The sequence below is a fragment of the Rhodococcus sp. MurmanLake-1 genome, assembly GCF_056945715.1.
Window position 1 is genome coordinate 299,079 of record NZ_JBWZNF010000008.1, and the last position, 13,808, is coordinate 312,886.

Consider the following 13,808-nt stretch of genomic DNA (forward strand, 5'->3'; position numbering starts at 1 on the left):
CCTACCAACCACCCAGGCACGGTAGGTCCACGCTCAGCCCTGACATACCATCGGTAGCCGTGCCCGACGCCGTGACAGCTTCACCCCAGACTTCGAGTTCGCCGCCTCCTGCTGGTCAGGATGCCCGCGAGCGTTTCCATCGCACTCGATGGGTTGCGATCATCGCCGGCTTGCTCGGCTTCGTACTCGCACTGGCAACTCCGCTGCTTCCTGTCGTGCAGACGACGGCGACGGTCAACTGGCCACAGAACGGCGTGATCGGCGACGTCGAGGCACCGCTGATGGCGCAGGTTCCCATCGACGTCAACGCGTCGATCCCCTGCACCGCGGTCAGCTCACTCCCCGAGGGCGGCGGCATCCTGATGTCGACGGCACCTGCTCAGGGCGACGGCGCCGCGCTCTCGTCGATGTTCGTCCGCGTGTCCGCTACCAGCGTCGACGTGCTCGATCGCAACGTCGTCGTCGCTTCGGCAGCGCGTGAGGACGTCGAGTCGAGTCGCTGCGGCGCCATCGCGTTCAGCTCTGACGTCAACCGAACCACGGCAGAGTTCGTCGGACTGACGTATCCCGACGGCAACCCGATTCGTGGCCAGCTCGACGGCGACTTCCGCCCGCAGGTGGTCGGCGTCTTCAGCGACCTACCCGACGGCGCTGCCCCCGAGGGGCTGGGCTTCTCGATGACGATCGACTCACGTTTCTCGTCGAGCCCCAGCGTCTTGAAGCTGGTCGCGATGATCGTGGCAGTGCTCTCGACCATCGTCGCGCTGGTCGCCCTGGCTCGCCTCGACGGCACCGACGGCCGCAAGCACCGACGCTTCCTGCCCGAACGATGGTGGAAGTTCTCCGGTATCGACGGAGTTGTGGTCGGCACGCTGGTCGTCTGGCACTTCATCGGCGCGAACACCGCCGACGACGGTTATCTCCTGACCATGGCCCGAGTCTCGCCGGACGCGGGATACATGGCCAACTACTTCCGTTGGTTCGGCGTTCCCGAGGCCCCGTTCGGCTGGTACTACGAAGTCCTGGCCGTGATGGCGAAGATCTCGACGGCGAGCCCATTCATGCGTCTGCCCGCTCTGCTCGCCGGAATCCTCTGCTGGATGGTGATCAGCCGCGAGGTCGTCCCGCGTCTCGGCCGGGCGGTTCGCCGGAGCAACGTCGCCCTGTGGACCGGCGGTCTGGTATTCCTGTCCTTCTGGCTGGCGTACAACAACGGTCTTCGCCCCGAGCCCATCGTGGCTCTCGGCGCACTGCTCACCTGGTGCTCCATCGAGCGCGCCATCGCCACCGGACGTCTGCTGCCGGCGGCCACGGCAATCTTGATCGGCGCCTTCACTCTTGCCGCCGCACCCACCGGATTGATGTGTATCGCAGCCCTTCTCGCCGGTGTGCGCCCGTTGGTGCGCATCGTCGTCAAGCGTCACCGACTGGTCGGCACACTGCCGCTTCTCGCTCCGATCGCCGCTGCCGGAACCATCGTGCTGGTGGTCATCTTCGCCGACCAGACCTTTGCCGGCGTCATGGAAGCCACGCGCGTCCGAACGATCATCGGCCCCAATCTCGAGTGGTACCAAGACTTCCTGCGCTACTACTACCTCTTCGTCCAGACGGTCGACGGCTCGGTTGCCCGACGCTTCGCGTTCTTGACGATGATCCTGTGCCTCTTCACGACGCTCTTCGTGTTGTTGCGCCGCGGCCGCGTCCCCGGCGCGGCAACCGGTCCGTCGTGGCGCCTGGTCGGCGTCGTCTTCGGCACGATGTTCCTGATGATGTTCAACCCCACCAAGTGGACTCACCACTTCGGTGCGTACGCGGGCATCGCCGGTTCTCTCGCCGCGCTGACCGCCGTGGCAGTGTCCGCGTCTGCCCTGCGCTCGCGTCGCAACCGATCGGTGTTCGTGGCCGGGCTGCTCCTGATGCTCGCGTTGACGTTCGCCGGCATCAACGGCTACTGGTACGTCTCGAGTTACGGCGTTCCGTGGTTCGACAAGACCATCTCCTACGACGGCCGTGAATCCAACACACTGTTCCTCGCGCTCTTTGCTCTCGCCTTGGCCTTTGCCGCCTGGCAGTACCTGCGTGAGGGATTTGCAGCCCCGCCCGAGAAGCCGAACACGGCCAAGGGCAGACGAATTCGCAAGTTCGCGGCTGCTCCGCTCACCGTGATCGCCGGTCTGATGGTCCTGTTCGAGGTGCTCTCACTACTCAAGGGCGCTGTGTCGCAGTACCCGGCGTACTCGCTGGGCCGAAGCAACATCGAGGCACTCGCGGGCAAGACCTGCGGCATGGCCGAGGACGTTCTGGTCGAGACCGACGTCAATTCCGGAAATCTGCGGCCTCTGCCCGCTCCCGGATTCAACGCCGAGGATCCGTTGTCCGGAGTCGATCCGAAGGGCTTCTCCCCCAATGGGGTTCCCAGCGATCTGACTGCGGATTACATCGAAGTCAAGCAGGGCATGGGCAATACCGACAGCCAGAGTGTCGGCCCCACCTTCGCCACCGGTTCCGGCGCCGGAACCAGCGGCGGCACCGGTAACCTCGGCGTCAACGGCAGCACGGCCAAGCTCCCCTTCGGCCTCGATCCGTCGAAGACGCCGGTCATGGGCAGCTACCAGCCCGGCGTGCAGGAACCTGCTTCCCTCATCTCGAGTTGGTACGGATTGCCCACTCGCAGTGAAGAATCACCGCTGGTGGTCATGTCCGTAGCGGGCCGCGTGTGGTCCGTCGACAACACCGGTGCGATCACGTACGGCCAGTCGCTTCTGGTCGAGTACGGCAAGACTCAGCCCGACGGGACCGTGCAGGTTCAGGGTTCGTACATGCCGCGAGACATCGGCCCGGCGCCGTCGTGGCGCAACGTCCGTATCCCGATCGACGAACTCGCGCCAGATGCCGATGCCGTTCGGGTGGTCGCGTTCGATCCCAACCTCACGGGCGATCAGTGGATGGCATTCACGCCGCCGCGCGTGCCCAAGCTCGAGTCCCTGGACTCGTACATCGGCAGCGAGCAGCCGGTCCTCCTGGACTGGGCTGTCGGCCTTCAGTTCCCGTGCCAACGTCCGTTCACACATCAGAACGGTGTGGCCGAGATGCCGAACTTCCGCATCCTCCCGGACCGTCCCCTGGCCGTCAGCTCCACCGATACCTGGCAGTCCGCAGACAACGGTGGACCGCTCGGATTCACCGAGGTCCTCGCCGGTGCTACGACGGTTCCGACGTACCTGAAGGACGACTGGGCACGAGACTGGGGATCACTCGAGCGCTACGACCGGTACTTCCCGAATGCTGTTCCGGCAGAGGTGGAGACGGGCACCGCAACCCGCTCGGGCATGTGGATGCCCGGCGAGATGCGAGTGCACTAGCCTGCGCTACCTACTCGGGTGACTGCTCGGGTGCGACGTACGGAGACGGCCGAGACCGCTCCGACAACGACGACGCACCCGAGTAGTTGTCCAACGCCTGGCCGTTCGCCGAGCAGCACAACCGCCAGCAGTACGGCGAGGACCGGTTGTATGAGCAGGAGCGTCGCGCCCACCTCGGCGGGCAGCCGAGGGAGCGAGTGCCCCATCAGCATCCAGCCGAACACCTGGCCGACCAGCGCCAGTGCCGCGAGCCAGCCGAACGCTTCCCAACCCGGGGCGAAATCGATCCGGCCCCACAGTGATCCGATGACGGAACCGGCGATGCCCGCGGACGTCGTCGAGATCAACACCTGGCTCGCGGCCCGATCCGCCTCGCCCGTACGGCCGACCACGAAGATGTAACCGCCGTAAGCGATTCCGGAGACGAGCGAGAGCGCCGTTCCCCACAGCAGTTCGTCGCCGGTTCCCCCGCCCCCGAACACGCCGCCCGCCAAGGCGATTCCCGTGAACATGAACGGTAGGGCGAAGACGAAGCGCATCGGCACCCGATTGCCGAACACCAACCAGGACAGTGCGGGCACCACGATCACCTGCACGTTCACGACGACGCTCGCCATACCCGCGCCGATCATCAGAATCGACTGCGACCACAACGCGAAATCCAGTCCGAGCAACAGACCGCCGAGCACCTGCAGAACGACTGCCCGCCGGCTCGGCTTGCCCACCCGGCGGAACTCTCGCCACGCCAACCACAACAGCGGCGGCAAGGCCAGGAAGCAACGGAAGAAGACGGCCGTCGAGGGCCCGACATCAGCCAGCTTGATGAGGAGCGAACTGATCGAGATCGCGGCTGCGCCTCCGACGACGAGCAATCGAGGGTCGATGCGCCCCCGAGGAGTTCGGGTGGGTGTCGGTGTCTGCGCGGTCGCGGAGGTCAGAGTGGTCACTCGACAATGTTCCTGCCGCTAACTATTCAGCACAAGCAAATGTTCAGACCGTATATTCGGTAGCATTTCTACTGTGTTGAATCTTGAAAGACTCCGCGCCCTGCACGCCGTCGCCGAGAACGGATCAGTGGCGGCTGCCGCCCGCACCTTGCATGTCACACCGTCCGGGATTTCGCAGCAGTTGAACAAACTCGAGCGCGAGGTCGGTGTTCCGCTCCTCGAACCGCAGGGCCGCGGTGTGCGACTCACAGAAGCGGGCCGAATCCTCGCGCGCCGAACCGCAGAGGTTCTCTCGACGCTCGCCCAGGCCGAGGCGGAAATCGCGTCGCTGCAGAGCGAGGTGACGGGCCGCGTACGCATCGGGGCCCTGGTCTCCCCCAGCAGGACAGTGCTGCCGCGAGCCATCGCCGAGATCAGGCACGCGCACCCCCAGCTCGAAATCACCTTCAACGAAGGCGAATCCGAAGAACTCCTCCCCGCACTGATTCGCCGCGACCTCGACGTCGTGGTGGTCGACAGTTGGAGCACTCTGCCCGTCGAACTTCCCGACGGAGTCTCCTTCACGCCCGTGTACGACGACGTGGCGCTGCTCGCTCTCCCCGCGTCGCATCCGCTGGCGGAGAACAAGGTCGTCGCGCTCAGCGAGCTGTCCGAGCATGCCTGGGCGACCTGGACCCGGGGAACGGACTTTCACACCTTCACCGTCAGGACCCTGCGCGCGCAGGGGTTCGACCCACGAATCGAGTACGAGGTCGCCGAGTTTCCCACCCAGGTCGAATTCGTAGCTCAGGGCCTCGCCGTCGCTTTGATCCCGCGCCTGGCGAGAGTTGTACCACCGGAAGGTGTTCGAATGCTCGACACCCTTCCGCCGCTGGGCCGCGACATCTACCTCGCCTGGCGGACCGACAGCGAAAGACCTGCCGTCCTGGCGGCGATAGAAGCGCTACGCCGCCAGTTCGACTCCCTCGGTGACAAGAAGAATTAGAGCGGCATCAAGTTGTGCTTGCGCGGGTTCTTGAAGATCGTCTTGTCCTTGAGCAACTTCAGAGCCTTGCGGATTTCGAGACGCGTCTGCGAAGGCTCGATCACCGCGTCGATGTATCCGCGCTCAGCCGCGATGTACGGCGTCGCGACGAACTCGTTGTAGAAGTTGATCAACTGAGCACGCACCGCGGGTGCGTTCTCTCCCGCCTCGGCGAGCTGACGACGTCCCATGATGTTGACGGCACCCTCGGCACCCATCACGGCGATACGAGCGGTCGGCCACGCGAGGTTGATGTCGGCACCGAGCTGCTTGCAACCCATGACGGCATAACCGCCGCCGTACGCCTTACGAACCACCACAGTCACCTTCGGGACAGTGGCTTCGATGTACGCGAACAGGAAACGCCCGCCACGCTTGATGACACCGACCTTTTCCTGATCGACGCCGGGAAGAAAGCCTGGTGTGTCGACGACAAAAACGAGCGGGATGCTGAAAGCGTCGCACAGGCGCACAAAATGGGCAGCCTTGTCGGAGCTGTCCGCATCGAGGGCGCCACTGAGGTACGTGGGCTGGTTGGCCACGACGCCGACGGGCAGGCCGTCGACGCGGGAGAACCCGGTGATCACGTTGTGCGCGACCTGGGCTCCGATTTCATGGAAGGTTCCGTCGTCGAAGATCCGCAGAATGATGTCGTGCATGTCGTAGCCGGCATTGTCGGCATCCGGCATGAAGGCGTTGAGTTCGAGATCCGACTCGGTGATCTCGGGTTCGAGACCCGGGTTGATCAACGGCGCCTTCTCCGTGCACGAGGACGGCATGAAGCTCAGGTACTCACGCACCCAGTCGAATGCAGCCTTCTCGTCGGGAGCGACGTGATGGATGTTTCCGTACTCCGCCTGCTTGCGCGCTCCGCCCAGATCCTCGAGGCTGACCTCTTCGCCGGTGACCGACTTGATGACGTCGGGTCCGGTGACGAACATGTACGACTCTTCGGTCGCGACCACGACGTCGGTGTTGATCGGTGCGTACACGGCACCGCCGGCGCACTTACCGAGGATGACCGAGATCTGTGGGCAGACGCCGGACAAGGGCTCCTGACGTGAACCCATGTTGGCGTACCAAGCCAATGAGGAAACGGCATCCTGGATTCGAGCTCCACCGGAATCGTTGATACCGACGACCGGGCAGCCCACCTTCAGTGCAAAATCGTTGACGGCGGCGACCTTACGACCGAACATCTCTCCGGCGGCACCGCCGAACACAGTCTGATCGTGCGCGAACACGGCAACCGGACGCCCGTCGACAGTTCCGTGACCGGTCATGACGCCGTCGCTGTACGGGTTGTCCTCGCCCGCCATCTTCACCAGGGCGCCGACCTCGACGAAGCTACCGGGATCGAGCAACATGTCGATGCGCTGGCGCGGCGTACTGTGCCCTGCTGCATCGCGCTTCGCAATGGCCCGAGCCGAGCCCGGTTCCTTTGCCTTCTCCAACTTTTCGCGGAGTTCAGCGAGCTTCTCCGCGGTGGTTGTCGTCACTTCTGAACTCCGGTTTCCGCTGTTTTGGTCTGAGCTGTCTCGATCTGGGCCAGCTTGGTGGTGAGGTCTGCCGCAACCTTCGCGATGTACGGCTCGTCGACGATCTGCAGGTGGTCCCCGCCGATGTAGACGACCTCGAGGTTCTTCACGTAGTCACCCCAACCACCATCTGCCTTGCGGGTCTTGAATGCGGGCTCGAGCGTCATCAGCTCGTCGTGGTACTTGTCGGCCATGTAGAGCACGACGTCGCCGTCGTAGCTGCTGAACTCGGCCGTCTGGATGGCGCGGTTGTCCAACCACGACGTCCGCTGATGCTCGATGATGCCGCCGGGAATCTTGGCGCCGCTCATCTTGATCATGTCCATCAAGATCTGGATCTGATCCTCGTCCGCTTCGGTGGAGGCCAGAACGTCAAGCGGCAGCGGAACATCCAGGTTGTAGGTGCGCTTGGCGAACTTGCCGTAGCGCTCCCAACGCTTGCGTCGTTCCGCCTCGGTGTCCGGCACTACCTCGCCGGCCATGACGGTGTCGAGCAGTCCGACCACACGCACGTCAGCGCCCTGCTCACGCAGCAACTTCGCGACCGCATACGACATCACGCCGCCGAACGACCAGCCACACAGTACGTACGGCCCGTCGCCCTGGATCTCACGCAGCAGCGGAACGTAAGCAGCAGCACGGGTTTCGATCGAGCCCTCGACCCGCTCGAACCCGTACATCGGCGTGCCGGCGGGCAGGCGCTTGAGCAAAGGCTCGTACGTCACCGTCGAACCACCGGCAGCATGGAAGACGAATACCGGTACGGCAGTGGAACCTTCGGGACGGGCACGCAGAGTGCGTACGAGTCCGTCGATCTTGCCGTCGTCCTCGAGGTACTGGCGCACGACGTCCGCGAGCTCTTCGATGGTGGTGGAATCGAGAACGTCGTCGAGAGTGATCTCGCCGCCCGCACGCTCGGAAAGCCGAGCAGCAAGCTTCTCGGCGACCTCGTCACCGACGATCGGCAGATCGTTGAAAATACCCTTGGCGGACTTCCCGGTGACGACGGCCCACGTCGCAAACGTCAAGCGCTCGGCCGCATCTCGCGGCGGAACATCGGAGCCGGCATCGTCGGCAGTTCCGGCTCGAGAAGGATCGGAAGGCGCAGCAGCAACCGGAGCAGTCGCCGGCAGTTCCACCGACTCCTCAGCGGGAGCAGCGTCCTCGTCAGCCGCATCGGCTGCCAACTTCTCGGCAGCCTGCTTGTCGGCCATCGCCTGAACCTCTTCGCGATTGTCGATCGCGTAGCGCAGGTACTTGTTGACCTCGTTGAGGCTCGCGTCCTTGACTGCCTGGAGCTGGAGCTGCGGAATGTCGAACTCGTACTCGACGCGGTTCTTGATACGCATCGCCATGAGCGAATCGAGACCCAGTTCGATGAGCGGAACCTCGGCCGGAAGATCTTCCGGCGAGTACCCCATCGACTCGGCCACAACGATCTTGAGGCGGTCGTCGAGGCTCTGCGAACCGTTCGGATCCCACTTGTCTCCGGCGTCTTCGACGACCTCGGCCAGGGTTTCCATCGGCGCACTGGTCTTGACCGGCGCGCTAATGACCAGCTCGGGCAGCGGCTCACCGGACGTGACGACGGCATCGAACAGCAAACGGAACGTAGCGCCCTCGCGTGCGTGCACCTGCACCGACGCTCCACCCGGATGCGGGTTGAGGGTTGTCGTCAGGGTCGCAGCGCCGGCCAGTTCACCGTGCGGAACGGCAGCGGTGAGAGCGACATCCGAGAGCACCTGTCCGGCAGCAGCGCTCACGAGCACAGCCAGATCGGTGACGGCGGATGCGTCGACCTCCCACACGTGGCGGCCGTCGGGCAGAGCGACGTGCGAGCCGGGTACGCGAGCCGAACCGCCGGCACTGACGCGAATGTCGAGCCAGTACGGCTTACGCAGGAATGCAGTACGCGGAACCGAGGCGAAATCGCCTGCAGGAAGCAAGGACTCGAGGTTCACGGCATGGCCGTGCACGTACAGCTGCGCGAGAGCGGCAAGCACACCCGCGGACTCGTCTTCCTTACGCTTGAGCGTCTGGATGAGTTCCATGTCGTGCAGGCCCGAATCGAACGCGGTAGCCGCCACCGACATCAGCGTCACCGGGTTGGGTGCAAGCTCGACAAAAGTGGTGTGGCCGTGGGCAACTGCACCGCGTACCGCATTGGTGAAGTACACGCTGTGGCGAAGGCCCTTGACCCAGTACGCCTCTTGATGGATCGGCTCGTGACCGGGACGGTAGAAGGTGTCCTTGTCGACGGACGAGTAGACGCCGAGCTTCAACGTGGTCGGCTCGATACCGGCCAACTCCGCGGCAAGCTCGCCGAGCAGCGGATCCACCTGTGAAGTATGGCTGGCACCCTTGGTCTGCAGGACACGCGCCATCTTGCCGTCGGCCTCGGCGGCCGCGACGATCGCCTCGATGTCCGGCTGCGGTCCACCGATCACCGTGTGCGTCGGAGCTGCGTAAACGCAGACCTCGAGCTTGGGATACGTGGGCAGCAGCGCCTCGATCTCGGATGCGCTGTACTCGAGCAGTGCCATCAGACGGATGTCGTCGCCGACGAGTGCGCCCTCGGCCTCACCCATCAGCCGTGAACGTGAACAGATCACGCGCACAGCGTCTTCTAAGTTCAGACCACCGGACACGTATGCGGCAGCGGCCTCACCCATCGAGTGCGGAACCACGGCTTCGGCTTCAGCGCCGTGGTGACGCAGCAATGCGGCCAGACCGACCTGGATGGTGAAGATTCCCACCTGTGCGGTCTCGACGTTGTACTCGATCGCATCGTCGAGGAACATCTCGACCATCGAGTAGCCGGCCTCGTCCTGGATCAGCGCATCGACCTCGTCGACGGCTGCCTTGAAAGCCGCGTTCTCCGTGTAGAGCTGCTTGGCCATCTTGCGGTGCTGCGAGCCGAAGCCCGAGAACACCCACACCGCGCCCTTGGGCGACGGCGAGTCGGCCGAGAAGACTCCTTGAGCCGGCTTGCCTGCGGCGACGGCGCGCAGCGAGCTGATGGCCTCGGACCGCGTCTTCGCCAGAACAGCGGCGCGCGAGCGTCCGTGGTTGCGACGCGCGAGTGTGCGGGCGACGTCGGCGAGGGGCGTCTTGCTTCCCTCTTCGGTTTCGAGCCAGTCGGCCAGATCTGCAGCTGCGCGGCGACGACGCGAAGGCAGCGCACCGGACACAGCCAGCACAACGGTGCTCTCGTCCTCTGCTGCCGGTTCGTCAGCTACCGGGGCATCCACGACTGGTTCATCGACTGCCACGTCGGCAGGCACGTATTCCTTGACCACGACGTGCGCGTTGGTTCCGCCGAAACCGAAACCGGAAACGCCGGCGACGGCCTTGCCGGTGTAGCGCGGCCAGTCGGTGGCCTCGGGCGTCACCTGCAGGTGCGCCTTCTCGAAGTCGATGTGCGGGTTCGGGCCCAGGTAGTTGATCGTCGCGGGAATCTTGTTTTCCTGCATCGCCAGAACGACCTTGATCAGGCCGGCGGCGCCCGCAGCTGCTTCCAGGTGCCCGAAGTTGGTCTTCGCACTACCGAGCAGAGCTGGCTTGTCGTCGTCACGGCCACGACCGACGACACGACTGAGCGCGTCGGCCTCGATGGGATCACCGAGATCGGTGCCCGTTCCGTGCGCCTCGATGTAGTCGACTGTGGTCGGCACGATGCCGGCGTCGCGGTACGCGAAACGCAACACGTCGGCCTGGGCGTCCGGGTTGGGCGCGAGCAATCCGTTGGAACGGCCGTCCTGGTTGACCGCGGATCCGGCGATCACCGCGAGGATGGAATCGCCGTCACGCTCGGCGTCTTCGAGACGCTTGAGCACGACGAGTCCGCCGCCCTCACTACGAACGATTCCCTGAGCGTGTGCGGAAAATGCACGCAGTTTGCCGTCGGGAGCGAGCATCCCGGTCTGGTCGAAACCGAGGGTTCCGGGAGGGGCCAGCAGCATGTTGACGCCACCGGCCAGCGCGATGTTGGAATCACCACTGCGCAGCGAACGCACAGCCTCGTGAACGGCAACCAGCGAAGACGAGCACGCGGTGTCCAGAGCGATGGACGGTCCACGGAAGTCGAAGAAGTACGAAACCCGGTTCGCGACGATGGCCGTCGACGTTCCGGTCAGTGCGTACGGGTGCGCCGTCGTCGGATCACTGACCGCGAGCAACTGGTAATCGTTGGCGGAACTGCCGATGAAAACACCGACCTGCTTGCCCTTGAGCCCGCTGGCCGGAATGCGCGCGTGCTCGAGCGCTTCCCACGCGAGTTCGAGTGCGAGGCGCTGCTGCGGATCGACGTTGACGACCTCGAGCGGAGACATCGCGAAGAACTCGGCGTCGAAGCCCTTGACGTCGTCGAGGTACCCGCCCTTGGTGTTGGCGTTCTCGACCGCGGCCTTGATGGCGGGATCCGACATGAACTCGGCCCAGCGGTCCTCGGGGAGGTCGCTGATGCCGTCGCGTCCGGCCGCCAGCATTTCCCACATGTCCGAAGGCGTGTGCCCGGCACCGGGGAATCGTGTGGACAGTCCGACGATGGCGATGTCGTGGGCGTCCGTCGTGGCGCCTGAGACGTAGTACGACGCGTCGACGGTCTCCTCCGGCGCCTCGGGCTCACCTTCGATGATCCGAGTAGCCAGCGAGGCGATGGTGGGGTGTTGGTAGACGATCGTGGCGGTCAGCGTGACACCGAGCAGATCCTCGATGTCTCCGCTCAGAGCAACTGCGTCCCGCGAGGCGAGTCCGAACTCGTCCAGCGGCCGGTCGTCCACAATCGTCGACACCGGCTGACCGGTCGCGTCGGCGATCCAGTTGCGAAGCCACTCACGCAACTGCGCGACACTCATCTCGCTCACAACGTCTTTGCTCTGCACACCATCTTGTTCAACCATCAACTCACCAAGCCACCGATCATGAAGGGACTGCTCCTCAAACGCTATCGGGGAATGCGGTCTGCTGATAGCCGCCTCGCAACGTTCCCTCGATATAACTCGCCTTACACGCGCGGCGAGCGATCTTGCCGCTGGACGTACGCGGAATCGAACCCGCGGGGACGAGCAGGATGTCTCGGGCCGTAACACCGTGACGGGAAGAAATCGCCGCACGCACAGTGTCCGCGATCGGCTGCGGATCGGCCTTGCCTGCGCCGGGAGCACGCTCGGCCACGATGACCAACTGCTCCGAGGAATCGTCGTCGTCGAACTTCAGACCCGAGTGCGTGTTGGAGAACACGACAGAAGGCAGCTGGTTGGCCGGGACGGCAAACGCAGCGATGAAGCCGGGGCGCAGGGCGGGGCTGGCTTCCTGAGCCGAAGCCTCGAGGTCCTGCGGGTAATGATTGCGACCGTCGACGATCACGAGGTCCTTGACGCGGCCGGTGATGTACAGCTCGCCGTCGACGTAGACGCCGAAGTCGCCGGTACGCATCCAGTTGGCATCCGCCGGCGTGCCCTCGGTGTGGCTGTCTTCGCTCAACCGATTGTCCAGCTTGTTGTGGAAGGTCTCCGCCGTCTCGTCGGGGCGACCCCAGTAGCCGATGCCGATGTTCTCGCCGTGCAACCAGATCTCGCCGACGTGATTGTCGGGGACCTCGGTCAGAGTTTCGGGATCGACGATCGCCGCCCACTGACTGCGCGAGACGTACCCGCAGGAGACCTGTGCGATGGCGTTCTCGGAGTACTGGTCGACGATGACCATGCGGCCCTTGTTGAGTTCCGTGCGGTCGACGTAGATGACCTTGGCCTCGTCGGAATGCTTGGTCGAGGAGACGAAGAGCGTCGCCTCGGCCATGCCGTACGACGGCTTGATCGCAGTCTTGGGCAGACCGTACTGAGCAAAAGCGTCGTTGAACTTGCGCATCGACGACGTCGTGACCGGCTCACTGCCGTTGATCAGGCCGATGACGTTGCTCAGGTCCAGGGTCTCGCCGTCCTTCGGCAGGCCGCGCGCGGCAGCGTGCTCGAAAGCGAAGTTGGGAGCGGCGGCGAAGGTGCCTGCGCCGTCGGAAACCGCAGCCAGTTCCTTGATCCACCGGTACGGCCGCTGCACGAAAGCGCGCGGGCTCATGATGGTGATGTACTTGCCGCCCAGAGCAGGCAGGATGACCGTCAGCAGGCCCATGTCGTGGAACAGCGGCAGCCACGTGACGCCGCGTGAGTCCTCGTTGAGTTCGATGGAGTCGACCATCTGGAGCGCGTTCGTTCCGACAGCGCGGTGGGTGATCTCCACGCCGGCGGGAACTCGGGTCGAACCGGAGGTGTACTGCAGGTACGCGATGTCGTCGAGTTCGATGTCGGGACGAACCCACGTTTCACCGACGGTGTCGGGAATCGCGTCGACGGCGATGATGCGCGGACGCTCGGCAGCGGGAAGCGAGCGGAACAACTGACGAACACCGGCTGCCGACGAAGCGGCAGTCAGAATCGCAGTCGGCTTGCAGTCACCGAGAACAGCGTGAAGACGGTCGGTATGACCAGGCTCGTCCGGATCGAAGAGCGGCACCGCGATGGAACCTGCCTGAATGGCGGCAAAGAACGAAATGACGTAGTCGAGCCCCTGCGGAGCAAGAATCGCGACACGGTCGCCACGCTTGGTGACCTGCTGCAGACGGGCCGCAACAGCGCGCAGACGCACACCGAACTGCTCCCAGGTCAGCTCCAGGGCTTCACCGTCACGTTCGCGTGAGTAATCGATGTACCGATACGCGAGCTCGTCCGCGTTGACACGCGAGTGTTGCTCGACGTAGTCGACCAGCGTGAAGCCTGGTTGCAGGCGGATCTGGCCCTTCTCGTCGAGAAAGCCATCGAACAGCGCGTTCATTCCATCTCCTCCGAAGCGATCACACAAGCACTGTCTTTCATGCCTGCGCCCCAGACTTCCTTCGCTCTCTCGGGTCCATCTTCGATCAATCGAATCGCACTTTGTGCGC

Annotated in this window: 6 protein-coding genes; 2 read left to right on the forward strand and 4 right to left on the reverse strand. The window is 64.3% G+C overall.

Annotated elements, in window-relative coordinates:
• The first annotated feature begins 59 nt into the window (after positions 1-59).
• A complete protein-coding gene (locus tag AC2ETI_RS23005) occupies positions 60-3,362 on the forward strand; it encodes an arabinosyltransferase domain-containing protein (RefSeq protein ID WP_483634426.1) in 3,303 nt (1,100 codons plus the stop codon).
• On the opposite strand, the gene AC2ETI_RS23010 is transcribed toward AC2ETI_RS23005, so the two are convergent.
• Entirely contained in the window at positions 3,359-4,309 is a 951-nt protein-coding gene (locus AC2ETI_RS23010) for a DMT family transporter (RefSeq protein ID WP_483634427.1), read from the reverse strand. The genes AC2ETI_RS23005 and AC2ETI_RS23010 overlap by 4 nt on opposite strands.
• Positions 4,310-4,382: 73 nt before the next feature.
• On the opposite strand from AC2ETI_RS23010, the gene AC2ETI_RS23015 reads away from it, so the two are divergent.
• The gene (locus AC2ETI_RS23015; protein ID WP_019746414.1) at positions 4,383-5,294 is read left to right on the forward strand and encodes a LysR family transcriptional regulator; all 912 of its coding nucleotides are present in this window, start codon (positions 4,383-4,385) and stop codon (positions 5,292-5,294) included.
• Here the strand turns inward: AC2ETI_RS23015 and AC2ETI_RS23020 are convergent.
• Genes AC2ETI_RS23020 through fadD32 form a run of 3 tightly spaced genes read right to left on the reverse strand, consistent with a single transcriptional unit; the run spans position 5,291 to position 13,699 of the window.
• On the reverse strand, positions 5,291-6,832 hold the full coding sequence (locus AC2ETI_RS23020; protein ID WP_019746413.1) for an acyl-CoA carboxylase subunit beta: 1,542 nt from the start codon (positions 6,830-6,832) through the stop codon (positions 5,291-5,293). The genes AC2ETI_RS23015 and AC2ETI_RS23020 overlap by 4 nt on opposite strands.
• On the reverse strand, positions 6,829-11,772 hold the full coding sequence (gene pks13, locus AC2ETI_RS23025) for a polyketide synthase Pks13 (protein WP_113683449.1): 4,944 nt from the start codon (positions 11,770-11,772) through the stop codon (positions 6,829-6,831). Before pks13 ends, AC2ETI_RS23020 begins: the two co-directional genes overlap by 4 nt.
• A gap of 37 nt (positions 11,773-11,809) precedes the next feature.
• Positions 11,810-13,699, reverse strand: coding sequence for a long-chain-fatty-acid--AMP ligase FadD32 (fadD32, locus tag AC2ETI_RS23030; protein WP_003943899.1), 1,890 nt, complete (start codon positions 13,697-13,699; stop codon positions 11,810-11,812).
• Positions 13,700-13,808 lie beyond the last annotated feature (109 nt).